General features: G+C 43.3%; 21 protein-coding genes. 12 read left to right on the forward strand and 9 right to left on the reverse strand.

Going from position 1 to position 25,376, the window contains the following annotated elements; genetic code table 11:
- Nucleotides 1-11: 11 nt before the first annotated feature.
- Nucleotides 12-3,161: an isoleucine--tRNA ligase gene (gene ileS, locus FGU46_RS05445; protein ID WP_286472478.1), complete on the reverse strand. Its 3,150-nt coding sequence runs from the start codon at nt 3,159-3,161 to the stop codon at nt 12-14.
- A gap of 167 nt (nt 3,162-3,328) precedes the next feature.
- The gene (locus tag FGU46_RS05450) at nt 3,329-4,534 is read right to left on the reverse strand and encodes a methionine adenosyltransferase (protein ID WP_286472484.1); all 1,206 of its coding nucleotides are present in this window, start codon (nt 4,532-4,534) and stop codon (nt 3,329-3,331) included.
- 325 nt (nt 4,535-4,859) lie between these two features.
- On the opposite strand from FGU46_RS05450, the gene FGU46_RS05455 reads away from it, so the two are divergent.
- The 5 genes from FGU46_RS05455 to FGU46_RS05475 all read left to right on the forward strand — a co-directional run bounded on the left by FGU46_RS05455 (nt 4,860) and on the right by FGU46_RS05475 (nt 8,381).
- On the forward strand, nt 4,860-5,432 hold the full coding sequence (locus FGU46_RS05455) for a potassium channel family protein (protein ID WP_353619897.1): 573 nt from the start codon (nt 4,860-4,862) through the stop codon (nt 5,430-5,432).
- Between the two features lie 226 nt (nt 5,433-5,658).
- Nucleotides 5,659-6,096, forward strand: a complete 438-nt coding sequence (locus FGU46_RS05460) for an Lrp/AsnC family transcriptional regulator (RefSeq protein WP_286472492.1) — start codon at nt 5,659-5,661, stop codon at nt 6,094-6,096.
- Between the two features lie 109 nt (nt 6,097-6,205).
- Complete coding sequence (locus FGU46_RS05465) at nt 6,206-7,552, forward strand: magnesium transporter (RefSeq protein WP_286472510.1); 1,347 nt, start codon at nt 6,206-6,208, stop codon at nt 7,550-7,552.
- A 205-nt stretch (nt 7,553-7,757) separates the two neighbouring features.
- The gene (locus FGU46_RS05470) at nt 7,758-8,072 is read left to right on the forward strand and encodes a DUF192 domain-containing protein (RefSeq protein WP_286472515.1); all 315 of its coding nucleotides are present in this window, start codon (nt 7,758-7,760) and stop codon (nt 8,070-8,072) included.
- Nucleotides 8,073-8,096: 24 nt separating this feature from the next.
- Nucleotides 8,097-8,381, forward strand: a complete 285-nt coding sequence (locus FGU46_RS05475) for a DUF5750 family protein (RefSeq protein ID WP_286472523.1) — start codon at nt 8,097-8,099, stop codon at nt 8,379-8,381.
- Nucleotides 8,382-8,467: 86 nt separating this feature from the next.
- Here the strand turns inward: FGU46_RS05475 and FGU46_RS05480 are convergent, their stop codons facing one another.
- From FGU46_RS05480 to FGU46_RS05505, 6 genes are all read right to left on the reverse strand, one after another.
- A complete protein-coding gene (locus FGU46_RS05480; protein ID WP_286472532.1) occupies nt 8,468-9,169 on the reverse strand; it encodes a dihydromethanopterin reductase (acceptor) in 702 nt (233 codons plus the stop codon).
- Nucleotides 9,170-9,184: 15 nt separating this feature from the next.
- Nucleotides 9,185-10,453: a serine hydroxymethyltransferase gene (gene glyA / locus FGU46_RS05485; protein WP_286472548.1), complete on the reverse strand. Its 1,269-nt coding sequence runs from the start codon at nt 10,451-10,453 to the stop codon at nt 9,185-9,187.
- 119 nt (nt 10,454-10,572) lie between these two features.
- A complete protein-coding gene (locus FGU46_RS05490) occupies nt 10,573-11,259 on the reverse strand; it encodes a DUF169 domain-containing protein (protein ID WP_286472554.1) in 687 nt (228 codons plus the stop codon).
- 167 nt (nt 11,260-11,426) lie between these two features.
- Complete coding sequence (locus FGU46_RS05495; RefSeq protein WP_415926588.1) at nt 11,427-13,379, reverse strand: 4Fe-4S binding protein; 1,953 nt, start codon at nt 13,377-13,379, stop codon at nt 11,427-11,429.
- A gap of 253 nt (nt 13,380-13,632) precedes the next feature.
- A complete protein-coding gene (gene radA, locus FGU46_RS05500) occupies nt 13,633-14,568 on the reverse strand; it encodes a DNA repair and recombination protein RadA (RefSeq protein WP_286472558.1) in 936 nt (311 codons plus the stop codon).
- Between the two features lie 42 nt (nt 14,569-14,610).
- Nucleotides 14,611-16,992, reverse strand: a complete 2,382-nt coding sequence (locus FGU46_RS05505; protein ID WP_286472561.1) for an OB-fold nucleic acid binding domain-containing protein — start codon at nt 16,990-16,992, stop codon at nt 14,611-14,613.
- Nucleotides 16,993-17,210: 218 nt separating this feature from the next.
- On the opposite strand from FGU46_RS05505, the gene FGU46_RS05510 reads away from it, so the two are divergent.
- The 7 genes from FGU46_RS05510 to mmp11 all read left to right on the forward strand — a co-directional run bounded on the left by FGU46_RS05510 (nt 17,211) and on the right by mmp11 (nt 23,621).
- Nucleotides 17,211-17,636, forward strand: coding sequence for a MarR family winged helix-turn-helix transcriptional regulator (locus FGU46_RS05510; RefSeq protein ID WP_286472565.1), 426 nt, complete (start codon nt 17,211-17,213; stop codon nt 17,634-17,636).
- A gap of 70 nt (nt 17,637-17,706) precedes the next feature.
- Nucleotides 17,707-18,957 (forward strand): homoaconitase large subunit, encoded by a 1,251-nt coding sequence (gene hacA, locus FGU46_RS05515; RefSeq protein WP_286472566.1) that lies wholly within the window; start codon nt 17,707-17,709, stop codon nt 18,955-18,957.
- A gap of 95 nt (nt 18,958-19,052) precedes the next feature.
- Nucleotides 19,053-19,553, forward strand: a complete 501-nt coding sequence (locus FGU46_RS05520; protein WP_286478223.1) for a 3-isopropylmalate dehydratase small subunit — start codon at nt 19,053-19,055, stop codon at nt 19,551-19,553.
- Nucleotides 19,554-19,619: 66 nt separating this feature from the next.
- Entirely contained in the window at nt 19,620-20,633 is a 1,014-nt protein-coding gene (locus tag FGU46_RS05525; RefSeq protein ID WP_415926589.1) for an isocitrate/isopropylmalate family dehydrogenase, read from the forward strand.
- 86 nt (nt 20,634-20,719) lie between these two features.
- Nucleotides 20,720-21,925: a cysteine desulfurase gene (locus tag FGU46_RS05530; protein WP_286472570.1), complete on the forward strand. Its 1,206-nt coding sequence runs from the start codon at nt 20,720-20,722 to the stop codon at nt 21,923-21,925.
- A 202-nt stretch (nt 21,926-22,127) separates the two neighbouring features.
- Nucleotides 22,128-22,538, forward strand: a complete 411-nt coding sequence (gene ribH / locus FGU46_RS05535; RefSeq protein WP_286472575.1) for a 6,7-dimethyl-8-ribityllumazine synthase — start codon at nt 22,128-22,130, stop codon at nt 22,536-22,538.
- Nucleotides 22,539-22,688: 150 nt separating this feature from the next.
- Nucleotides 22,689-23,621 (forward strand): methanogenesis marker protein 11, encoded by a 933-nt coding sequence (gene mmp11 / locus FGU46_RS05540; RefSeq protein WP_286472577.1) that lies wholly within the window; start codon nt 22,689-22,691, stop codon nt 23,619-23,621.
- Nucleotides 23,622-23,718: 97 nt separating this feature from the next.
- Here the strand turns inward: mmp11 and FGU46_RS05545 are convergent, their stop codons facing one another.
- Nucleotides 23,719-25,368: a glycosyltransferase gene (locus tag FGU46_RS05545; protein WP_286472579.1), complete on the reverse strand. Its 1,650-nt coding sequence runs from the start codon at nt 25,366-25,368 to the stop codon at nt 23,719-23,721.
- Nucleotides 25,369-25,376: the final 8 nt, after the last annotated feature.

Below are 25,376 nucleotides of genomic sequence, written 5' to 3' on the forward strand. Positions count from 1 at the left end.
CCCTCCTAATACTAATCCGACTGTTTAATGCCAACGGTAAGTTCATGATCCTCTATTTTCCACTTTTTGCTGTAATCCCCATCCGGAGCCTGGAATGTAAGTTCAATGGCACGTACTTCGTGTGAAATAAACTCCAGGAATGGTTTAACCAGATTCTGGAATTCGGCACTGCAGTCCACGTTGACCAGTATGTGGGCCTCCACTTCCAGATCCAGATCCTTCCTCATATCTTGTATCCTCCGCACCAGCTCGCGGCTCATGGCCTCCGATAAGATTTCGGGGGTGACTTCGGTGTCAACAAAAACGTTACCCCCTGAAAACTCGGAGTTTGTGACGTTATCAGGTAGTTCGGTTTCCAGGATCACATCTTCAGGTCCCAACTCCACGCTTTGACCATCAAGGGCCACGGCAAAGACCCCCTCAGACTCTATTTCTTCCATCAGTTCCCGGCCATCTATCTCGGCCAGTTTTGCTGCCACCTTGGGAACATCCCCTCGTAGTCGAGGTCCCAGGGTCTTCATGTTCGGTGTGGCTAATATCTTAAGGTCCTGAAACTCCTGAGAAGGAGTGATCTTCTTGGTGTTAGCTTGTTCTAGTAGCACCGCCTCCAGATTTAGGGCAGCTTCCAGGACTTCATGGTCTTCGGACACGATCACGATCTCCCGAACTGGCCACCGGAGCTTGTATCGGGCGACGTCCCGGGCCCGGGCGCAGGCCTCGATGATGTCCCGCACCACGTTCATATCAGCCTCCAGTTCCTGATCCCGGAGAGTTTCATCAAATTCCCAGTCCAAAAGATGCACACTCTCGGGAAGATCAGTTTCCAGTGATCGAATAAGGTGCTGGTAGATATCCTCACATATATGTGGCGCTATAGGTGCCATGAGGGTTACTATTCTCTTAAGCGTGCTGTAGAGGGTTTGGTAGGCTCCAAGTTTGTCAGGGTCCTCCTTTTCAATCCAGGTCCGGCCCCGGATGAGACGGACATACCAGCGGCTCAGATCCTCCAGTATGAAGTCCTGCAGGATGCGAGCAGCTCGGTGCAGATGCAGAGCTTCAATGGCTTCCGTCACTTCCTGAGCCACCGACTGTACCCGGGAAGTAATCCAACGATCCTCCGCACGAAGTTTAACATCCTCCGGCCCATATCTGGTGGGTTGGAAGTTATCCAGCCCCATGTAGGTGGAGGCGAAGACGTGAACATTCCAGAGGATGTTGAACATCTTGTTGATGTTTTTCATTTCGTCCCAGTTAAACTTCAGGTCCTCCCAGGGTTTGTTGGCCCAGAGCAAATAGAAACGCAGCACATCAGCCCCATACTTAGCCACCACTTCATCGGGCTCCACCACGTTACCCAGGGATTTACTCATCTTTTTACCCTCCTCGTCCAGGGTGAAACCGTGCATTAAGACCTTACGATAGGGGACACTATCCAGGGCGATTACACCACAACCCATCTGGGAGTAGAACCATCCCCTGGTCTGGTCGTGGCCTTCGGTGATGAAATCGTAGGGGTACCATTCTTCAAATAATTCCTGTTCCTGGGGGTAATAAAGAGCAGCCCATCCAGCTACTCCGGAGTCTATCCATACGTCCAGTACGTCTGGGGTGCGCTGCATCTGTCCTCCGCACCGACATGGTATATTCACGCGATCTACGTATGGTCGGTGCAGCACATCTCCCTCCAGCTTCTCCTGGGACAGTTGGCCCAGTTCCTCCAGGGATCCCACCACTGTCATCCCTCCACAGTCACTGCAAGTCCAGATGGGTATGGGTATTCCCCAGTAGCGCTGGCGGCTGATGGTCCAGTCCCGAGCGTTCTCGATCCAGTTCCGGAAGCGGCTCTCACCAGCCCAGGAGGGAACCCACTCCACCTTATCCAGTTCACTGAGGAGCTGGTTCTTGATTTGAGTGATCTTCAAAAACCATTGTTCAGTGGCCAGGTAGATGATGGGGGTCTTGCACCTCCAGCAGAATCCATAACGGTGTTCAATAGTGCCTTCTTTAAAGAGCAGACCATGGGCTTCCAAGTCGGCGATGATGTAAGGATCAGCATCCTTAACAAACTGGCCTTCATACTTACCTGCCTCTTCTTTAAATAACCCTGCTTCATCTACGGGGCAGAATATAGGCAGCCCATATTGCTTACCAATCTCAAAGTCGTCCGGACCATGTCCTGGTGCAGTATGCACACAACCCGTCCCCTCGGTCAGAGTCACATGCTCTCCGGGCAGTATCACGTGATTAAAATCGTTCTGAACTGGTATATCCCGAGTTAGAGGATGCTGATATTCCAGGCCCTCAATTTGAGATCCTTTAACCACTTTAATAATTTCGTATTCACTTTCCCCCAATATAGAGTCAGCCAGGGCCTCCGCCAGCAGATATGTTTCCTCACCGACCTTTACGTAGGCGTAATCATAATCAGGATGTACGCACACGGCCATGTTGGCGGGAAGGGTCCAGGGAGTGGTGGTCCAAACAAGGACGAAGGTATTTTCAGATAATCCTGGTTGAGCTTCTTTCAGGGGAAATTTAACATAGATAGAGGGGTCGTCCTTGTTTTCGTAATCTATCTCCGCCAGGGCCAGGGCGGTTTCACAGCGGGGACACCACGTTATGACCCGCAGATCCTGCACCAGCAGATCCTTTTCATGGGCTCTTTTCAGGGTCCACCAGCAGGATTCCATGTATTTAGGGTCGAAGGTAACGTAGGGATTATCCCAATCCATCCAGACTCCCAGCATCTTGAACTGCTGGGTCATAACTCCCTGATTTTCAATGGCGAATTCCCGGCACTTCTCTACGAAGTTTTCTATGCCAATCTTAGTTTCAATCTCCTTTTTGCTCTTGATTCCTAGCAGGCCCTCTACCTTATGTTCGATGGGAAGGCCGTGAGTGTCCCATCCCGCCTGTCTGCGAACGTTGAATCCGGCCATGGTCTTGTAACGGAGATAAGTGTCCTTGATAATTTTATTCCAGGCAGTTCCCAGGTGTATTCGGCCACTGCAGTAGGGGGGTCCGTCCAGGAATGAAAACCGGGGTCCATCCTCCCGATTTTTCTGGCTCATCTGGTAAGTTTTCCTGCTTTTCCAGAACTCCTGAGCTCTTTTTTCTATGATTTGTGGATTATATGAACGCTGGGCTTCCTCTATCGCCATAATTATTCTCCTCGTTAAATGATCTTAGGTGATTTATTCAAAAATAGGGTTTGTCCTCGCCCGTTTATATAATTTGATCCAACGTTAGTCTTGATGGAGATATCCATTTTAAGAAAAAAAGATTAAAATAAAAACAAATTGAAAATAGAGAGGATTTAGAACTCCTATTAGAAGGTTCTAAGCTTTCCCTTTATTAACAATTCAGTAATACCGTTGATTTCAGCTAAGCAGGAGTCCATAACTCCATTCACTTCTTTCCGAACTCCATCCATCTGGTAGCCTTCCTCTAGGATTAACTGGGCACTGGCAGCTTTAGGCTGGTCGATGGGAGAACCTATCTGGCTTAGAATCATAATTTGTACCTGTTTCACTCCTTCCACTTCGTCAACGATGTTATTGGCCATTTGATTCGATAGCAAGTTGTATATTTTTCCCACATGATTGATGGGGTTCTTACCAGAAGTGGCCTCCATGGACATGGGTCGGTTAGGAGTAATGAGACCGTTAGCACGGTTACCACGCCCCACAGATCCGTCGTCCCCCATCTCCGCCGAGGTACCAGTAACGGTGAGATAATAGCCTTTTTCGGTCTGACTGGTGGGGTCGTCTCCGGTGTTCACAAAGGTTTCCACTTCACGATTGGTATACTTGTGTGCCAGTTGGGTTATAGTGTCCTTCACCATAGCCTTGGCTTCATGATACTCTTCCACACTGTTGGTGTACTTGGATATCATGGCCACGGCTACGGTCAGTGTGATTTTGTCCTTTTCTCGTAGTCCCATGACCTTTATATCTTCCCCAATTTGGGGATACTTCTTCTTAAAGTCAGCGGAGTTTAAAAGTTCCTCACTGGCCATAACTATTTGCTCGGTTTCAGAGAAAGGAGCGTATCCTACTCCGAAAGAGGTGTCATTCGCTGAGGGCATTCCTTTTCGGGCGAAAACATCCACCAGGTCACCGGATCCATGGCCGATCTTGCACTCCACCACGGTACAGGTCTCCACATTCAGGTTGATCAGGGCTTTATTGAGATACTCCTTGGCAGCCCCGATGGCAATACGGTCCACACCAATCTTACGACCATCATATTCTGGAACTCCACGTCCAGTGAGGAGGATATCCATGGGTTTGATGATATCTCCACCTCCGAACTCGGGATAGGATTCTCCGGCGGTAATCTGTACTTCATCGGTGTTGTGGTGCAGAACACCACCAAAATAATCTAAATAAGCATTACAAAGAGCCCGACTAACTGATTCAGCTATTCCATCACTTATGCTGTCGGGATGCCCGATACCCTTCCTTTCCACGATTTCAATTTCCTGTTCCTCGATGGGCTTCTGGATGAGCTTCTCCACTATGATATTACGCATAAATTCAATCCTCCAAACCTAGTTAATGATTAGGTTAAAACCATCTCCATGAGTTATGGTTTCTAAACGCGGTTTAAGACGTTTAAACATAACCCATGAAACTTTTCCTTTATGCCATATGAGTTGGATTATATAAAAAATGATCGATGATATCAGTTGTGCTTAAAATGTATAAAATCACAAGATAAGGATACAATTAGGAATAGATAAAACTCTTTTATAATGGATTTGTAGTTCAATAAAAAAGTTTAACAACATTCAGCTATTAGAAATATAATCCGGAGGATGAAAGGTGCCAAAAAGTATCAAGGATATTTTAATTGAAATGAAGAACATGTCCGAATTAATGGTTGATTTAGCATATTCTGCCCTACTTTTTAACAGTAAAGACGCGGCGGAAGAAGTTAAAAAACTGGAAAATAAAATTAACCGGCTTAACTATGAGATTAAGAAGGAATCTCTCCTGGCGGCAAGAACTGTTGAAGATGCGGAGAAACTGACCGCCCTTCTGGAGGTGGGGGAAGCAACTGAGAACATAGCTGATTCAGCTAAAGACATAGCTGATCTGGTTTTGAAGGGTATAAAGCCGCATCCGGTATTTAAAATGGTCATGGAAGAATCGGATGAAATGATCATCAGAGTTAAAATATGCGAATCATCAGAATTGATTGATAATTCTTTAGGAGAGCTTTTACTTGCCACCAGGACGGGAATGACGGTAATTGCCATCAGGAGAAACGAGTCATGGATTTATGGTCCGGATAAAAATACAATTCTTGATGTGAATGACACCCTAATCGCCAAGGGAAACGAAACTGGTGCAAATATACTTGACAAGCTTGCCAGTGGCGAAATTAAGCTTGAAGATCTTGAATATAATGAAATAGCTGAAATATAATTCATAATACAATTGAGGTCTAATTTTTCATTATTTCTTAAATTCCTCCTTTTTTTAATCTATTTTCTACACCAATCTATCCTCAAAAATTGAGATCGTGAACTTTCTAAATAAATGATAAAACATTAGAGAAATACTCAAATTCGCTAGGTATATTAGTAATATTCCCAAATCTTTATAAGTGGATATGGCATATTACTTATTACCCACTTAAATGGTGATTGAAATGGACGATGTTGATCTGGCTATATTGCGTTCCTTGATTAGAAATTCAAGGATTACCCTTTCTCAGATGTCAAAGGAAATTGACATCCCTGATGCAACTATATCCAATCGCCTTAAAAAATTAGAATCGGAAATAATCAATCGCTACACCATAATCCTGGACTGGCAGAAGATTGGTTTGGAAATTACTTCCATAATAATCATTCAAACCGAGTCTGAAAAGCACGAGTCTGTTAAAGAAATGCTATCCCGACTGGAAGAAGTCTCAGAAGTTTACAGCGTATCCGGGGAATATGATATACTTATTAAGGTATGGGTGAGAAGTATTGAGGAACTGAATAAACTTATAAACACTAAAATCCGTTCTATTGACGGTGTTGAGGATTTAACTGAAATGATTGTAATGGAACGTGTTAAGGAGGATATTCCATCATTTTAGTGGATAAATACGGAAATGTCGAAGATTAAATTTAAAGTTAAGATACTTAATTTATGTAATTTAGTTGGGGTGAACTGCAAATCCGCAGACCCCCTGTTCAGGTGGTTAGGTGAAATGGACAGATCCAGTGAAGAAGATTGGGGACTTAATATTACTTCTATTGAACCTCCTGGCCAGAATTGTTATCGTAGTCTCAAAAAGGTCTCTGAAGGCCCTTTCTATACCCTTTGTTATTTCCGGTAAAGTTGCTCATTTTTTTCGTGATGTTTCCAGAACATTAGGTGAAGGATTCATCGCCCTTTTCATATGCGCCATCGGAGACCTGATTGCAGGTATTCTTTTAAGTCGCATGACCGAAACACTTTCAATCCTTCCGGGGCTACTTATTCTCATTCCTGGAGCAATTGGGATGAGGGGAAATATTTTTGGCGCGTTAGGGTCTCGATTAGGCTCCAATCTGCATATTGGTATCTTATCGCCTGAACTAAAAAAATCAACAATTTTATATCAAAATATTATCTCCGCAATGATTTTAACGTTTATAATGTCAATTTTCCTGGCATTTATGGCTAAAGGGTTTTCTATGGCCTTGGGCTATGAAAGTATTAGCCTGGTGGACTTCACCATTATATCCGTATTGGGAGGAATATTCTCCGGGGCCCTGCTCTTACCAGCCACCATTTTAATCACCATTAAAAGTTACGAAAATGGTTGGGACCCGGATAACGTAACCACTCCATTAATAGCAGCTTCAGGAGACCTTTTTACCCTCCCATCCCTCCTTCTGGCGATACAAATACTATTATGGATTAGAAATGGATTTTTTGACACAATATTATTCCTGGTATTCATAATCATAGGTATAATTGCGTTTATTGTTGGAATCAGAGGTGAAAGTAACCTTAAAAAGATCATAAAACACAGCACACCCACCCTGTTCCTGTCTTCAATCCTGGGCACCACTGCCGGTACCATCCTGAACAGCAGTTTTTCGCTGATCTTAAATAATCCCAGCATTCTGGCTTTGGTGCCGTTATTCTCTGGTGAAAGTGGAGATCTGGTCAGTATTCTGGGGGCCAGATTATCTTCCAGATTACATATTGGGTCAATTAAAGCTTCCCTCAGGCCCTCGGAAGAAGCTTTAAGAAATTTTGGGATAATTATAATCCTGGCCTTAATAATCTATCCAACCATAGGTCTTTTAGCCCATTTTGCATCAGTACTCCTCGGAGTTAAATCGGTTGGAATTGAAAACATGGTTTTGATAAGTACCCTGGCTGGTTTGATCCTGACACCCTTCATGTTAATGATTGCCTTTTATCTGAGCATAATAACCTACAAAAAGGGGCTTGATCCTGACAATGTGGTTATACCCTTAACCACCAGCATAACTGACCCTATAGCCAATACATTCCTGGTGATAATGGTAATTTCCATTTTAGGATATACTTTGTAGAAAAAACCAGTAATAAAAGCTACAAATCATAACATGACCGATAGTTTCTTGACCCGTAAAAAGTGATCATAATACTTACCATCGTTAGATTAATTTTAACACTTAGGGACACATATAAAAAAAAGGTAATAATATGGACTATGCTAAAACGGACCCCATGCTGATTGTAAATAAAACAAAGGGTACCAATTTAGGTGGGGCACAAATGGCCGACAGTTTTTTTTCCCGTTTTCGTGGATTGATGCTGAAGAAAAATCTGGAAAGAGGCTTGATTTTGAAGATCCCTGCGGGTAGGGGAAGAAGGGGCTCAGCTATCCACATGTTCTTCATGCGCATACCGTTGGATTTGGTTTTTTTGGATGAAGCCAAAATTGTGGTGGATACAGTAACTCTAAAACCATGGCAGACCTACACTCCAAAGGCCCCTGCCAGATACGTTATCGAGTTTAGAACAGGGGTTTTAAGTAATTCTTCTACTGAAATAGGTGATGAGCTGGACTTTACCTGTGAAATAGCTTGAATAAACTCCTGGAGGAATGTGAGTATGGAAGTAAAAATTGTGGACTACGGTTTTTCAGAAGAATTTGAGAAATATTACATAACTTACCAAGTGAAAGGACTGAATCCCGGGGAGATAGCCCAACTCCAGGTCAAGGTGGAGGATCCCCTGGTGGTGAAATGTGATGAATTGTATCTAACCACCTTTTTCCATGGGGATTACTATCCCTTCCACAGTGCGGATGCCAAGGATAGGATGGAGGACTATATTGCCCGGGAAGAAATCGAAATGACAGCCTATATATTGGATTTACTTGATGAGAGTAGATGAATTCAGATCCTAAATATTAAAAGCCTTCTTCAATTTTTGGAAATTTTGATCTTTGAAATTCTTTACGGAATAACATCGGCTAAAATCTAAAACGAAGAAATGATTTTTAAAAGTTGCTTCGGAGTTTCAACCACATCCACATCCTCTAAAGCATCCAATTTTTTGGTGTTTGAAACATCGATCTCCCTCATGCGAATGAAAATCTTTTTCCCACCGGAAACTGCTCCAAAAGGACACGCAATTTGACATGCACCGCATCCCTGGCACTTTAAGAGGTTAATTTCCACTCCGGGCGTTATGGCGTCCTGAGGACAGGCAGCAGCCGCCTGGCAGGTTGAACAGTGTTGACATAATTCCAGTTCCAGTTTCGAGGGCAGCACAGTTTGCACGTCCCCTGCTTCCAGATCAACAGGCACTATCATGGTTGATATCTTACCCTTACCTGCCTGGGCAATGGCGTTGGTAATGAGGGTATCAGCAATGCCACTGACTACCTTGGCAATGGTGTTGGATGTGGATGGAGAGACCACCAGGAGGTCGTAACGACCCAGGGAGAATCGACCAGCAAGGGGATAACTGAACTTCTGATCCTTCTCCAGGACCAGCTCCTGGTAATAGCCTCCGGTGAGAGATTCAATTCGCCCATAAAGCCCATACATTTTAAGAACTTCTTCACCAGCTGCGGATAGTAGTACGGTTACCTCATGTTCCCTGGAAATTTTTTCTAGTGTTTCAACACTCTCCAGGAGCAGGTGTCCGGCTCCAGTAATGCCCCAGGCTATTTTCATGATTTCTCCGATATTTTAAAATTCTAAGTAACGATAGCCTTCATCTGATTGGAAAGCGTAGTGCACCTGGGTGTACTGGCCCATGAATTCTGTGACTTCATCTTGCACATTTTTACCATCCATCACCACATTTTTTATGTATCCCGCCACTTCGGCCATTTCAGACTCCTTCATTCCTCTGCGAGTAATTTCCTGGGTCCCAATACGAATTCCGGAGGGGTCTTCCGTGCGGTTTACATCGTCCCAGGGAAGTAAATTCTTGTTGAGTATTATGTTATTTTTTTCCAAAGTTTTAGCCAATATGGAAGCGTGGTTGATGTTGGAAACATCCATCACCACTTGATGGGATTTGGTAAACCCTTGATCTTCACATAATACATTAAAACCGAGTTCATACAAGTTTTCTCCCAGTTTCTGGGCATTTTTAATGGTTTGGTCAGCGTAATCTGCTCCAAATTCCAGCATCTCTGCGGTGGCTATGCCAAGGGCAGCGAGATGATGGAGATGGTGGTTACTTACTACTCCAGGGAACACTGCTTCGTCAACTGAATCAGCTATATCATTTTTACAGAGTATAATACCGCCCTGGGGGCCGGGGAAGGTTTTATGAGTGCTTCCTACTAAAAGGTCAGCACCTTCTTTAAGTGGGTCTTGGAATTGACCGCCAGCTATGAGTCCCAGTACATGGGCGCCATCGTACATGACTTTGGCCCCCACCTCATCGGCTGCTTCCCTGGCATCTTCAACTGGATGGGGGAATAGGAATAGGCTACCACCTAACAGGACAATTTTGGGCTTCTCTTCTAAGATCTTCTTCTTCATGGCCTCGGCATCGATGTTCATCTTCAACGGGTCAAAGGGGTGGGGATGTACATCAAGGCACCTTATTCCGGCTGCACTAACCGAAGCATGACTTATATGTCCACCTACTGGAACCTCCAGGGCCATTATGGTATCACCCTGATCTGAAACTGCAAAAAAAGACGCTAAATTGGCAACCACGCCAGATATGGGTTGTACATTGGCATGTTCGGCCTGGAATATTTTCTTGGATAATTCAATGGTCATTTCCTCTATCTGGTCGATGTACTGACAACCCTCGTAGAAACGTTTTCCAGGAAGCCCTTCCGCATAACGGTGGGATAGATCAGATGATAAAGCCTCCCTCACGATTGTACTGGTAATGTTTTCACTGGCAATTAGATTTATACTGTTTTTCATCCATTCATGATGCTTTTTAGTGATTTCTTTTATTTTATAGGCATATTCTTCATTTTTGACCATTTTATTCCTCCGATAAACGTGAAATATTAAATTAAGAGTGAAATTATCTATAAAAATTGGGGTTATAAATACTTTCTAAGGCCCCCCATTTTAGATTCAAATAAAAACTAAAACACTTTCTATTGTTCTTTAAAGAATGTTTTAGTTCTCATTTCCAGAAGGTTTGCTACGATACGCTCTAATTCGCTGGCTGGGATACTTACCATAACTTCATAATCTTTCATCTCCATGTGCCGTCGGGATCCAATGTCTGCAAATCCATACGTTACCTTTCCAGTTAGATAGGGAATAGCGGCCATCGAACTACAAATAGGCCCTGAATCGCCCCCCAAAGAATGTGAACCAGTATCATATGCATTGGCATGTAAGATTTCCATACCCTGCCGGGCATTACATACTATTAACACCACGTCTGGTTCGAATTCGGCGTTAACTAAAGGGGCGAAGATCACTGCCCGGAATATGTCTGCAGGTATGCAGAGGTTGTTTTGCCAGGATCTCTGCACTGCAGGTATATTTTTATAAACTCCGGCAGCCACCAGAAAATTTCCGCTTCTGAGACTGACGGGATAGTTACTCTTATCTCCCAGGCCACTGTATCTTGCTCCGCCCATACACAGCTCATGTTCTAAGTTAGAATAAAAAACCTCCCCATTCATGGCCTTTTCTATTTTACGACAGAACCTGGATTTTTCTTCTTCTAGAGGTATCTTTTTAGGTTCCTTGAAGGACCATTTAATGGCTACTGGTTCTCGCTCCAGTTTTAAAACGTTTTTAAGTTTTTTTCCCAACTTCTGATGTATCATATGCACCCCACCCATCTGATATAGGAATAGTTAGGTGGGGGCTGAACATAAAATTTTGGAATTTTAGAATAAGAAAGTGATTAGAATAAGAAAGTATTGGTATTATTTTTATGGCCGTTTTTTATGGCCGGAATTTAAAATAAATAAAGAAATAAGGGATTAAACCCTTATTTACCTGCGTTTAAGGCAGCTTCAATCTGAGCCATTATCTGGGCGGTTCGGAAGTGTTGCTGATCCATTGCTCCTGATGGGCAGGCAGCTACACAGGTTCCACAACCTTTGCATAGAGCTACGTTCACATGGGCCTGTTCGTCTACACGTTCAAGAGCTCCGAATGGACATAGTTCAATACAGACTTCGCATCCACCACACACGTCAGTGTCGACGGCAGCAATGATGGGTTCGATTTCCACTTCACCTTTAACCATGGGTATGGCTGCTCGGGCTGCAGCACCTGATGCTTGAGCCACTGCGTCTGGAATATCCTTAGGACCTTGTGACACACCGGCTAGATATACACCATCAGTTAGGGTATCGACCGGTCGTAGTTTGGGGTGAGCTTCCATCAGGAAACCGTCAGCGCTTTTGGAAAGCCCGATGGTCTGTCTAAGTTCTTCTGATCCTTCTGGGGGCTGTAGACCCACAGAGAGTACTACCATATCATAGTTGAACTCGGTGACTTTGCCCAGCATGCTGTCCTCTGCCCGTATGGTGAGGGTGTCGTCAGGGTTGACGAGTACTGATGCGGGTCGGCCACGGATGAACTTAATTCCATACTTCTCTTGAGATCTTTGGTAGAATTCCTCGAATCCTTTACCAAAGGCACGGATGTCCATGTAGTAGATGGCCACATCTGTATCTGGGGCTTTGTCCTTGATTAACTGGGCGTTCTTCATGGCGTACATACAGCATACCCGGGAACAGTAAGGTTTGTCGATCTGTGCGTCCCTACTACCTACACACTGGATGAAGGCCACACTCTTGGGTTTTTCGCCATCGGAAGGTTTTAAGACTTTACCCATGGTGGGTCCAGATGCGTTGATAAGTCTTTCCAGTTCCAGACCGGTAATGACGTTATCAGCGTCGGCGTAACTCCATTCTTTCTTCTCGGTGGGGTTGTATGGGTCGTAACCAGTGGCTACTATGATTGTACCTACTTCAATCTCGATTTCTTCAGCCTCTTGCTCGTGGAAGATGGCACCGTTTCCACAGGCTTGGTCACAGAGTTTACAGTCGATACAGTAGTCTTTGTTTATGGTGGCTACCAGAGGCACAGCTTGAGGGAAAGGTAAGAAAGTCGCTTTGACCATACCCATACCTTCGTCGAAGTAGTTAGGCATTTCTATAGGACATACTTCGGTACAACTGCCGCAACCGGTACAAACTTCTTCTCTTACGTATCTTGGCTTTTTCTCAATTACCACTTGGAAGTTACCGATGTAACCGTGAACTTCTTTCACTTCTGCGTAGGATATTAGCTCGATGTTTTCGTGTTTACCGGCGTCCACCATTTTAGGGGCCAGAATACACATGGAACAGTCCAGAGTCGGGAATGTTTTGTCCAGTTGGGCCATTCGTCCACCGATGGTGGGTTGTTTTTCAACTAGATAGGTTTTGAATCCCATATCCGCTAAATCGAGTGCAGATTGAATACCAGCCACACCTCCGCCTATAACCAGCGCTTTGTTGTCCACAGCCACTGTAGAGGATTCAAGAGGCTCTAATAAACGTGCTTTGGCCACGGCCATTCGGACCAAGTCTTTAGCTTTTTCGGTAGCAGCTTCTGGTTCTCCCATATGCACCCAGGAGTCGTGCTCCCTAATGTTAGCAAATTCAAATAAGAATGGATTCAGTCCAGCTTCCCTAACACATCTTCGGAAGGTTGGCTCGTGAAGCCGGGGTGAACATGCAGCAACTACAACTCGATTAATGCCTTTTTCTTTGATATCTTTCTGGATGATGTCCTGTCCAGGATCTGAACACATGTACTTGTATTCTTCGGATAATACCACATTAGGCAGGGTAGCTGCGTACTCCTTGACTTCGTCGATGTCAACTACACCTCCAATGTTGATCCCGCAGTGACACGTGTAGACTCCAATTTTAGGTTCTTCGGTCATTTCTTCCTTTTTTTCTTCTTCTGCCAATTATATCACCTATTCCACGTCTTGTGAAAGTTACATTATTAGTAGTGTTGTGTCTATCACTTTATTAAATAAAGTTTTCTATTCAAAATTTAGAACAAGCTTTATATACTAGAAAATTTGCAGCCTTTCATTCCTGGGAAGGTTTAGAATAAAAAATATTTTCAGTACTCTAAACGATCAAATCAAATACAATTCTTAACTAATAAAAAAAACAATAATTCGGGAATCAATCCGTGATTCCCTCGGTAACGATTTTGAATACAGCCTCTCCTTCTGGTAGGTGAGGACTGTCCACTAACCTTGCGATCCGTTTCCCAGCCAGACCCTTTTTTAACCATATCCGGTAGGTGGCAGCGTGCCCCAGCACGTGACCTCCAATAGCCTTAGTTGGGCTTCCGAAGAATGCATCAGGCCGGGCTTGTACCTGGTTTGTAACAAAAACCGCTGAATTGTAGGTATTGGCAATGTTTTGCAGGGTGTGTAAATGTTGGTTCAATTTTTGCTGTCGGGTGGCCAGTGACTCCCGCCCCACATATTCCGCCCGGAAGTGGGCGGTGAGGGAATCAACAATTACCAGACGTATATTAATTCCACGCTGAATAAGTTCATTAACCTTATCGGCCATCAGTATCTGGTGGCTGGAGTTAAAAGCACGGGCAATATGGATCTTCTGTAGAACTTCTTCCACATCCATATCAAAGCCCTCAGCGATTTGACGAATCCTTTCCGGACGGAAGGTGTTTTCTGTATCTATGAAAACACATTCACCTTCTAAACCCCCTTTTTCTGGGGGAAGCTGAACTGATACTGCTATTTCATGAGATATCTGACTCTTACCCGATCCGAACTCTCCAAAAACTTCAGTGATGGCCTGAGTTTCAATTCCTCCGCCTATAAGTTCATCCAGTCCACTGCTCCCGGTTGTTATTCTCCCAACATCTTTTCTGCGTTCCATAACATCCAGGGCGGTTTCAAAGTCTATTTGTTCAGCCTTACGGGCTGCTTCGATAACTTTTTCAGCCACACCCTCTCCAATCTCAACTTTAACACTAAGTTCTTTAGCGGTGGCGGTGGCTAGTCTCATCATGTCCGCAAAACCAGCATCCCTTAACTTTTGGGCTGTTTTTTCTCCGACATTTGGTAAGTCTTCCAATTCAACCATTTCAATCTCCCTTCCTTCTTTTTGACAATCACAGCTTCAGATTCATATTTTTATTTCAAGAACTTTCTTGGCATTCAGACGCACTTCTTCATTGTATTCGTCGAAACCAGCATCTGCAATAATTTTAATTTGTCTTCCCACTAATTCTACTACTTTTTCTTCCAGAGAACCTTCATCACCTGTTTTATCAATTATCTCCTCAGCTTCTTTGGTGCTTATACCTAACAGATCCTCAGCTGCCTGGCGGAAGAACGTGGTGCGTATGGTGCCGGTATCATCCTCCAGTAAGATGGAAATTATCATCAGGTACTCTGGATTCTCAACTTCCTCGCCACATACTTCACATACGTATGTATCTTCTTCCCAAATAACTCGTTTGTTACAAGTGGGACACATCTCAAATAGGATTTTGTTACCAAAGGCCTCCATGATCTCCCCACTTACTCTAATATTTCGAAGGTCCTCTTCAATTTCATCAATTTTTTTGGAAGGATAAATTTTCTCCTGTATATCTTTTAAAGCGGGGAGGTCAGATTCCTCATCTTTTACACGGGTTACCTGTGTCGTCCTGCCGGCGCTTATCTCTACTACGTCGTTTCTAAGGGTAACACGTGGATTTGCTATTCGCACTGCATCTCCTTCGGAGAATTGTTGATTGGCTTGATCATCCCACAGGGAAGCCCTTATCACTCCGGTGTCATCGGCTATTTCCACGGATCTTACCATGCCTCTGCTACCGTCTTCTCTGGTGAACTCCCGTGGCTCATAAAGGCTTAGAATTCTACCCAATATACGTGCTTCACGATCTCCTTCGGTCAATTCGGTAATCTTTTTATCCTGGTAGAGCATGTCTGCAACTTCTTTAACAGAAGGAAGCTTTTCCATCTCTTCTGGGCTGGGTTTAAGTATTCGAGAAGTTTTACCAACACTAAGTTCCACGTTGTAGTTTCCCAGGCGGGTTCTGGCATTTTCAATCTTCACAGCATCTCCTTCATTCAAGTGGCCCTCTGCTTTGTCTTCCCATAATGACACACGCACCACACCGGTTTCATCAGCCAGTTCTGCGCTGCGGACCACTCCCTTGCTGCCATCATCCCTCTGGAATTCGTTGGGTTCGTACAAGTTCACCACTCGCCCTACCACATCCACTTCGTCGCCTTCATCCTCTATCTGGTTTAATTCCCCAATTTTAAATGGTTTGAGGTATTTACCGCATTCATGGAGCATTTCTTTAAGTTTAGCATCTATTGGTGGATTTATTAGTATTTTACTATTCCAGTTGGTGTTTATGCGATATCCAGCAGTGGAATAATCATCAAATTCGATGTTACCTCCGATGATTTTGATAATATCTCCTTTTTTAATTTCTAGGGCGGTATCTTCATTCCAAAGTGTAACTCTGATGGCCCCAGTGTCATCCTCCAGTTCCAGGGATTTCACTCGACCGGTACTCCCGTCATCCCTCTCGAAGGTAATTTCGTCGTAAACCTTGCTGGCCACTCCTACAATAGTCACGTCTCTCATTTCACGGGCATCCCCTATTTTGAGCACGTTTTCACTATATTCGGGTACATCAAACTCTCCTTTTTCAACACGACCTATCCAGGAATGGTTCAATGAAACTTCTCCATTTCTAACTCGGCTTTGCGCCCCCATTATTTTCACTGCGTCTCCTTCATGAAGATCCAGAGTGTTAATAAGGTCGGTGTCCCGGTTCCATAGGGTGAAGGTCATTTTCCCGCTTTCGTCTTGAAGTTCCAGGGAAGCTACTTTTCCTTCGGATCCATTACGGTCAAAAGTTCTAATTCGGGGGATTCTTATAATCCGGGCGATTACATTTACTTCCATATCGCCCTGAACGTCACATAATCTGGTTATTTCAGTTATAGGGGAAGGTAAGTAAGTGAATTCTTCGGAAGGGAGCTTTTTCAGTTCTGATCTGGCGTTCAAGTGGGCTTCATCTTCCCGATATCCTTGCTTTATTTCCACCCCTTTTAGCTTAATCACATCCCCTTCCCGAATGTCATTCTTAGTTAATAGCTTAATGTTCTCTGTCCAGAAAACCATCCTCATACTCCCTGTGTCATCAGCAAGGATGATGTTGGCTAATCTGCCTTCTTTACCTTTTCTACTCGTGAATTTTTTGATATTGGACATTTTCATAACTCTACCGACAATGGTTAGGTTATGTTGTCCGGCCTCTAGTTCTGATATTTTATGATCTTTAGACTCCTGAATTAGGGGCTCATTTTTTTCTTCAATATATTCTCCTACAATTACCCGGGCAAGGTCTAGCTCGCTCATAAAGCTTACTCCCTCATAATCCTGAGCTCTTATCTCCATTTTCTTTAAAAAATCTTCATATGAGATTTTGTCCTTGATTTTCTCATATTCTTGCCTTATTTCTTCGCTAATTTCCCTCATTTAGGCTCCCTCACCAAAATATCTCTCTTCTATACTATTATCTATTACCTAATGGTACTAATTAATCATATTAGTATTACTATTTATAGTTATTGTTATTACCAATTGGTAAAATTCTCAACTACCCTAATTATCGTAGGTCCTTTATTTGCAACGTTAGGGATACTTTTTTATAATAGTTAGTTAGATAAAACTATATACTGAGTGGGGGTGTGGCCATGAATGAAGAACTGGAACTAGTAGAGGCTATGGATGATTTAAGCGGATTAATCAGGAAATTCCAGACTCAACTTCTTAGTGGCGAACTAAAACAGTACACGTTGCGGCAGTTGTATTATATCGAACTAATTAACAAGTATGAAGGAATAAGCGTTTCTGAAATATCTAAAAAACTGGATATAAAAAAATCAACGGTTTCGATTGCCATCAATCAGTTAATAGAGCTGGGAATAGTACTTAAAATTCGATCTGAAGATGATAAACGTTTTTATTTCCTACAACTCACTCCAAAAGGTAAGAAAATAATGGAAATGCATATGCAAGTTCATAAAAACACTATAAAAAAGATTTTAAAGATTTTAACGCCAGAAGAGGTTGAAAAATTTATTCATATAGTGAATAAAATCAAGATATCAACTTTATGAGATTCAAATTGATCAAAGGAGTATTTTTAGCATATTATAAACTTAAAAAACTAAGAGAGGAGGATTATAAATGCCAAGGACCATGGCAGAGAAAATAATAGCCAAAGCAGCGGGAATAGAAAAAGTTGACGCAGGAAAAATCGTAATGGCCAATATAGACGTGGCCATGACTCATGATTTAACTGGACCTTTATCAGTAGAGTCTTTTAAGAAGATTGGGGTGGATGAGGTCTGGGATCCAGAAAAAATCGTGGTGATCTTTGACCACCAGGTACCTGCTGATTCACTGGAAGCAGCACAAAATCACCTCATAATGCGCGAATTTGTCAGTGAACAAGGAATAGATAATTTTTATGATGTAAGGGAGGGAGTCTGTCATCAAGTACTTCCGGAGAAAGGACATGTTGTTCCTGGCGAAGTGGTGGTGGGGACTGACTCGCACACTTGCACTCATGGGGCATTAGGAGCATTTTCAACAGGTATAGGGTCAACTGATATGGCCATGGTCTTTGCCACGGGTAAATTATGGTTTAAAGTTCCAGAAACCATAAAATTCCAAATTGATGGTAAATTGGATAAGCATGTTTACTCTAAGGATGTGGTTTTAAATATAATAGGTCAGGTGGGTGCAGATGGCGCTACCTATCAGGCTTGTGAATTTGGCGGTGAAACCACCAGTAAAATGTCAGTTTCAGATCGTATGGTGCTATGTAACATGGCGATAGAAATGGGGGGCAAAACTGGCCTGGTAGAACCTGATGAAAAGACCATTAAATATATTGAACAAAGATCGAACAAGAAATACCGGGTATTTAGCACCGATGAAGATGCAGAATCCCTGAAGACCATGCAAGTTGATGTTACTGATTTGGTGCCCCAGATCGCCTGCCCCCACAACGTGGATAATGTAAAACCAGTAACTGAGGTTGAGGGAACTACTATTGACCAAATATTCCTGGGATCCTGTACAAACGGACGTCTGGATGATATGCGCGTGGCTGCTGAAATATTAAAAGGAAAAGAAGTCTCTACAAATGTGCGTATGCTGGTAATACCGGCTTCAAGAGAAGTCTATCGTAATGCGCTAGATGAGGGGCTGATGAACATATTCGTGGATGCCGGGGCCCTAGTATGTAACCCCTGCTGCGGGCCCTGTTTGGGCGGACATGTAGGCCTCTTAGGGCCTGGTGAAGTCAGTCTTTCCACTTCCAACCGTAACTTCAAGGGGCGACAGGGTAGTCCAGACGCCGAAGTTTATCTCAGTTCGGCTGCAGTGGCAGCTGCCTCCGCCATAAAGGGGGAAATTACCGACCCACGTTAATTATTGAATCTAATGAGAATGAACAGAACTAATGGATTTAAACTACCAATATATTTTGAGAGGCATCAAAAGTAGGTGATAAAATGGATAAAATCATTAAAGGAAAGGTCTGGAAGTTTGGAGATGATGTGGACACAGATATAATCATCCCTGGCCGTTATCTAATATTAACTGGGGAAAAAGAACTTGCCGCCTGTGTGATGGAGGGATGTGATCCTGATTTTTCCAAAAAAGTAAAAAAAGGGGATATTATAGTGGCCGGAAAAAATTTCGGCTGCGGATCTTCCCGGGAACATGCCCCCATAGCCATCAAGGGAGCTGGTGTGGCAGCCGTAGTGGCCGAGTCTTTTGCCAGGATATTTTATAGAAACTCAATAAATATAGGTCTGCTCTTGATAGAAGCCAAGAATATTTCGGGACACATCTTAGAGGGGGATGAGATTGAGATAGATGTGGATAAAGGAACTTTAAAGGATGTAAATAGCTCTCAAGAGTTTGAAATTAAACCCCTGCCAGATTTCATGATGGGTATAATGAAGGAAGGGGGTCTAATCAGTTACCTGAAGAACCATCTGGCCGAGATAAAAGTCCAGTAGGAATTTTTTTCTTCTAATAATGATTGTGGAACTTGAAAATGAAATTAATTGAATTATAGAATAGTAATAGGGAATAGTAATAGGAGTGTTGTTATGTATAGAATAGCAGTTATACCTGGTGATGGGATTGGTAAAGAGGTGATGGAAGCCACCCTACATATTTTAGAAGCCCTGGATGTTGAATTTGATTACCAGTTTGCCGAGGCTGGTGATGAATATATGGAAAAAAGTGGGGTAGCGTTGCCCCAGGAAACAGTGGATATAGTAAAAAATTCCCAGGCATGTCTTTTCGGTGCGGCAGGAGAATCTGCTGCTGACGTTATTGTGAAAATGAGGCAAGAATTAGACCTCTATGTAAACTTGCGACCAGTTAAATCTTATCCTGGAACAAATTGTCTTTTTGACAACATAGACTTCGTAATAGTGAGAGAAAACACCGAAGGACTCTACATTGGAAGGGAGGAATACACCGAAGAGGGAGCCACTGCACTGCGGATTGTCACCCGAAAAGCATCGGAGAGAATATGTAAATTTGCCTTCGAATACGCCAAAAAAACAAACCGGAGTAAGGTAACCGCTGTACACAAGGCCAACGTTTTGAAAAAAACTGATGGGCTCTTCAAAGAGATTTTTTACAAAGTAGCCAAAGAATATCCTGATATGGAGTTAGACGACCGTTATGTAGATGCCACGGCAATGTTCTTCATCACCAAACCGGAAATGTTCGATGTTATAGTAACCACCAATCTCTTTGGTGATATATTATCCGACGAGGGGGCAGGTTTAGTGGGTGGTTTAGGATTAATTCCTTCTGCTAACATTGGGGAAAATCAGGGTCTCTTTGAACCGGTACATGGCTCGGCGCCCAGTCACGCCGGTAAAGGCACCGCCAATCCATCAGCAATGATCCTCTCGGCGGTGTTAATGCTGGACTACCTGGAAGAGCATGAGGAAGCTCGAAGACTGGAGGAAGCACTGGTGGCCGTCCTGGCAGAGGGTAAAGTGGTTACCGGTGATTTGAAAGGTACAGCATCCACTATGGAGATGGCCCGTGAAGTAAGACGGAAGCTGGAGGTATAGGGGCCTATGCTTCTTTTATTATGTATTGAACCACATGGAAGTAGAAATCTGCGAGCAAATCCTTTACATGAAACTTGAGGTTAATAATGAAAACTGCTGATGTAAGGGAGGACATCCCACTTTTGGAAGATTATATTTATCTGGACGCGGCCAGCACCACTCCCACCCCCCGGCCGGTGGTGGAGGCTATGTGTGATTATTTCTATCATTACAATGCCAATACTGGGCGGGGAGCTTATCGCTTAACAGCAAAAGCCACACAGGAAATGGAAAATGCCAGAGAAATCGTGGCAAAATTTTTTAGGGCGGCCAGTTCTAATGAAATAATTTTCACCAAAAATACCACTGAAGCCATAAACCTGGTGGCCAAGGGCATTAAATTCAGAAAAGGCGACAGAATCGTGGTTTCCAACATGGAACATCACTCCAACCTGGTCCCCTGGCTTAATCTTAAAAAAAGAGGTGTGGAGGTAGAAATTGTTAAGGCCAATCAGGAGGGTGTTGTTGACCCATCTGATATCGATAATGCTATTGATAAGAACACTAAACTTTTAACCATCACCCACATCTCCAATTCCATTGGTTCGGTACAGCCGGTGGAAGAACTGGGAAAAATAGCCAGGGAAAAGGGTACACCATACTTAATTGACGCAGCCCAATCCGCGGGTCACTTAAAATTAAATGTGAAAGATCTTAAGGCTGATTTCATCGCTTTTCCAGGTCATAAAGGTATACTGGGTCCGGTGGGTACAGGATTTCTATACTGTGACCAGGATATTCAGGAGAAAATGGAGCCAATGAATCTGGGTGGCGGGACTGTGGAATATGTTTCTAGGAATGGTTTTCAATTAACTCCGTGCCCCAACCGATTTGAAGGAGGAACACAGAACATAGCTGGATTTATTGGATTAGGTGCTGCGGTAAATTATGTGAAACGTATAGGCATCAGTAAAATCGAAAAACATGATAGAAAACTTACTCAAATTCTTTATAAACGACTTATCGACCTTGATGGAACAACCTTGTACGGCAGTCCAGAAAATATTTATGGAATAGTATCCTTCAATATTGATGGAATAAACCCCCACGACCTGGCTAAGATCCTGGACGAAACAAAAAACATTTGCGTTCGAAGCGGACAACACTGTGCAATTCCATCCATTGAACACTTGGAAGCCCGGAAAGCAGGGGGAACTGTGAGGGCCTCTTTCCACTACTATAACACAACGGAAGAAGTAAAAATATTGGGTGAATGTCTTGAAGAAATTTCCAATTTTTTGGAAATGAGATAGAAAGGAGATTGTCAAATGGAACGTCCACAGATAATAGCTCTGTTCATAATTGTGATCATGGTCATAAGTTCGGTGGCTGCAATTGTATTAGCATTCTAATGGATATAATTCTAAGGATAGATAATTAAATTTAATATAAGAACTTTTAAAATAATCCTATCTGAGATTAAAAGTAGGCAATTATTTACGGGAGGAACTAAGTATGGTTAAGGTAAGAATTGGGGCAGTTGTTGCCGAATTCAACTATGACATAACTCATATGATGTTAGAACTTGCTAAAGAGCACGCTAAATTTTTAGACTCGGAAATAACTCAAGTTATCACTGTTCCAGGGGTTTTCGACATGCCTCTGGCCATTAAGAAACTTTTGGAGATGGATGATATTGATGCTGCCATAACTCTGGGTGCAGTTATTGAAGGAGCTACTGATCACGATCAAATCGTGGTGCAGCATGCATCACGAAAAATCGCTGATCTGGCCCTGGATTATGATAAACCAGTGGCCCTGGGCATCACAGGGCCGGGTATGACCCGTTTAGAAGCCCATCAACGGGTGGATTATGCTAAACGTGCCGTGGAAGCCGCGGTAAAAATGGTGGAACGACTGGAATAGTCATTCCACTTGTTTTTTTTCGATCATGCCCCAATTCGCCACAAATCATCCTAAGATGGTTATTTGGCTACCTAAAGAATATGGTATTTTAGGCCCCACACTCGACAGGTAGATTAATTTTAACAAGATTATATCGATGGAGAGTTAAGCATGGAAATATTAACCCCACAAGACCTCAAAGAAAAGTTTCAGGACCCCTGGATAGTCCCTTATCAGAAGGTGCTTACCCTGGTGGATGATGATCTGGTGGAAATTGTGGAGTACCACCCCTGCATTGGCGGATCGGAATGGATGGTCTACCAGTATGGGAGGTCCAGTGAACTGGTACTGAAATCTGAGAGAGATGGGAACCGGCACACCTACCTAACCAGGGTGGGCAAGGTTGATTTAAACCTTAAACCTAGCTTCAGGGCTGCTGGAATCGAAGAAGTTGCTGTTGAAGGAGATGAAGTACGTGTCGTCCACGCTGGACTTGCTGGTGCCGGAGTGGGAGCAGGGATGTGTCGCGGGATGGCTGAGGGGGTTAAAAGGGTTGAACTCTATGATGTCGGCGGAGGATCCAAGTTAGGTAGGGCGGCGGTGATAACTCCTCGCATGGAGAAGGTAGTTCTGGGCATAGATGATACCGACACCAAAGAAGAGGGAGCAACCTGGACTATGGCCCATAATGTTGCAATGAAACTTGCTAAAAAGGGTTACCAGTATCTAGATCACGTTACTGTACAACTTTATCCCCATAATCCCCATAAGACTCAGAACTGTGTGGCTATAGCCTTGGTGTTTGCGGTTCGACCCGGTGAAAGGGAACATTTAGTTAAGGAAACATGCCAACTATTAAAAAGCTACACTTTATCTGATAAAACAGCAATTGCTGTACTTTCTGGAGTTAAAATCCCTCAAAAGCTTAGAGACTACTCTGAAGCTACTAAGAAATCCATGATCACAGTGGAACAAGCTGAAATGGTTGCAAAAGAAACGGGAGTAGAACTGGTGGAGGTTACGGGTAAACAGGGAAAAATTGGGGCCTTAGCTGCTCTGGGTGTTTATAACGATTTGAAGGAAGCCGCACGGGTTTATGAATAGGTCTCGGCTACTCTCTAAGTTATTCTGATTCAAGAAATGATCGCAGCAAATTATTACAGGCTTCCTCTGCAAATTTATTAATTGTACCATATGCCAGTTAACCCGAGAATATAACGTTCAGGAACCTTCCCCTAGCAGCATTGGGGATTTCCATGTCCGACTTCACGTTACCTTCAATTTCTATTTTCACAGTATCTCGTCCACTCTGGATATAAATGATTGTGGTTGGTTTATTTTTATTAATGAAAACCTCCCGGTATTTAACGCTGTTAACATATATGCTATAGGTCCCGTTGTTGATTATTCCGGTTGTGGTACTGATTTTTTGGTCGTTGAGGTAGATGTTAATATATTTACCGTCATCCTCCCCACTTCGAAGGATTACTCCTTCTTTAACATTTAGATCACCAGCATTCTGCAGAATTATACTTCTTTCAGCGTACAGATTCTTGAAAATATTCCTTAGATTGGTGTCGGGGATGACGTCCCTGATGTTCAAACCAAAGTATTCACGGGCATCATAGGGTATGCGCAGGACATTTTCTTCCCCTTGGAGATTTTGGGTTAAATTATAACGCCGTTGATTTATGTAAATAGAGTCCCCGTATCCTAGGCCTAATGTGCTCATGGCATCTGGCGGGCTTCTTATCAATGAAGATTCATTTTCAAGGGCACTATCCACCAGATAAGGTCCTCTAATGTCAAAACTCTTATTTTCGGAGACATTTTTCCATATAATCAGATTACGGGAGGCTGGTTCTATGGATATCTTTCCTTCATCCACATGAACTGATCCCAAAAGAGTAGCCAGCATAGCCACCATGATGAGTCCAGAGACTATCATAGGGGAATGCATATAGAAGAACGATCTTAAACTCCGCGATTTCCCGTCAGATTTGATCAAAGACCGGAATGAAGTTTTAAATATCCTTATTATATAGAAAATAGCCACTATGGCTCCAACAAGTGATATTAACAGGCCTAACTGGACTGGGAAGAATCTTATGAAGAATACGCAGAAAAATCCCAGTGTTGCTAGTGAAAGTCCCAGAAGCCCCATTCTGATGTGTTTCCCCAGGGTGTCAATCATGGTGATGCGGCCATACTCTGTGGCACGGTCCACAATGGTTCTAACTACCTCCGTGGCTACTATGTTCAGCTCATGAAGTGAGGAAAGCACATGGTCGATTTTTCCAATATCAACCTCTTTAATTCTCATTCCACGGACATCTGCATCCAGCACTATACCAACATCCACTCCGTAATCGTCCTCCAGTTTTATGCCCTTAAGAAAGGACCTTTTAGCCGCAAACTGGCCGCTGAGCGGTTGTTCAAATTTGATCTCTGGAAAGAAAAAATTTAAGAGAGGTTTGGCCGTAAGTTCTGTAACTCGCCCTGCTTCCCTTTTAAATTTGGTCTTGGTGACATCTGCTTCGTCCCTAAGGATGGGTTTGATGATTTTATCCACTTTATCTGCAGTTAAATTTTGGATATCTGCGTCTAGAAATACAGCTATATCTCCATTTGAATTATTAAAACCAGTTTTTATTGCTGCTCCCTTCCCACGATTTTTTATGTGACTGATGACTATGGCTCCAGCTGACTTGGCAACATCCCCGGTGTTATCGGTGGAACCATCATCAACCACGATGATTTCATAGATATATTTCAGGGATTTAACCACTTTAACCACTTCACCGACGGTGTTCTCTTCGTTAAATGCGGGAATAATTACTGAAACAGTCATTTCTCGTC

It is taken from the genome of Methanobacterium sp. CWC-01, from assembly GCF_030323845.1.
Classification (GTDB): domain Archaea; phylum Methanobacteriota; class Methanobacteria; order Methanobacteriales; family Methanobacteriaceae; genus Methanobacterium; species Methanobacterium aridiramus.

What these genes read in the sequence shown, in the direction of transcription:
- ileS (WP_286472478.1), bottom strand. Translation starts at nt 3,161, where the DNA reads ATGGCGATAGAGGAAGCCCAGCGTTCATATAATCCACAAATCATAGAA.
- FGU46_RS05450 (WP_286472484.1), bottom strand. Translation starts at nt 4,534, where the DNA reads ATGCGTAATATCATAGTGGAGAAGCTCATCCAGAAGCCCATCGAGGAA.
- FGU46_RS05455 (WP_353619897.1), top strand. Translation starts at nt 4,860, where the DNA reads ATGAAGAACATGTCCGAATTAATGGTTGATTTAGCATATTCTGCCCTA.
- FGU46_RS05460 (WP_286472492.1), top strand. Translation starts at nt 5,659, where the DNA reads ATGGACGATGTTGATCTGGCTATATTGCGTTCCTTGATTAGAAATTCA.
- FGU46_RS05470 (WP_286472515.1), top strand. Translation starts at nt 7,758, where the DNA reads ATGGCCGACAGTTTTTTTTCCCGTTTTCGTGGATTGATGCTGAAGAAA.
- FGU46_RS05475 (WP_286472523.1), top strand. Translation starts at nt 8,097, where the DNA reads ATGGAAGTAAAAATTGTGGACTACGGTTTTTCAGAAGAATTTGAGAAA.
- FGU46_RS05480 (WP_286472532.1), bottom strand. Translation starts at nt 9,169, where the DNA reads ATGAAAATAGCCTGGGGCATTACTGGAGCCGGACACCTGCTCCTGGAG.
- glyA (WP_286472548.1), bottom strand. Translation starts at nt 10,453, where the DNA reads ATGGTCAAAAATGAAGAATATGCCTATAAAATAAAAGAAATCACTAAA.
- FGU46_RS05490 (WP_286472554.1), bottom strand. Translation starts at nt 11,259, where the DNA reads ATGATACATCAGAAGTTGGGAAAAAAACTTAAAAACGTTTTAAAACTG.
- FGU46_RS05495 (WP_415926588.1), bottom strand. Translation starts at nt 13,379, where the DNA reads ATGACCGAAGAACCTAAAATTGGAGTCTACACGTGTCACTGCGGGATC.
- radA (WP_286472558.1), bottom strand. Translation starts at nt 14,568, where the DNA reads ATGGTTGAATTGGAAGACTTACCAAATGTCGGAGAAAAAACAGCCCAA.
- FGU46_RS05505 (WP_286472561.1), bottom strand. Translation starts at nt 16,992, where the DNA reads ATGAGGGAAATTAGCGAAGAAATAAGGCAAGAATATGAGAAAATCAAG.
- FGU46_RS05510 (WP_286472565.1), top strand. Translation starts at nt 17,211, where the DNA reads ATGAATGAAGAACTGGAACTAGTAGAGGCTATGGATGATTTAAGCGGA.
- hacA (WP_286472566.1), top strand. Translation starts at nt 17,707, where the DNA reads ATGCCAAGGACCATGGCAGAGAAAATAATAGCCAAAGCAGCGGGAATA.
- FGU46_RS05530 (WP_286472570.1), top strand. Translation starts at nt 20,720, where the DNA reads ATGAAAACTGCTGATGTAAGGGAGGACATCCCACTTTTGGAAGATTAT.
- ribH (WP_286472575.1), top strand. Translation starts at nt 22,128, where the DNA reads ATGGTTAAGGTAAGAATTGGGGCAGTTGTTGCCGAATTCAACTATGAC.
- mmp11 (WP_286472577.1), top strand. Translation starts at nt 22,689, where the DNA reads ATGGAAATATTAACCCCACAAGACCTCAAAGAAAAGTTTCAGGACCCC.
- FGU46_RS05545 (WP_286472579.1), bottom strand. Translation starts at nt 25,368, where the DNA reads ATGACTGTTTCAGTAATTATTCCCGCATTTAACGAAGAGAACACCGTC.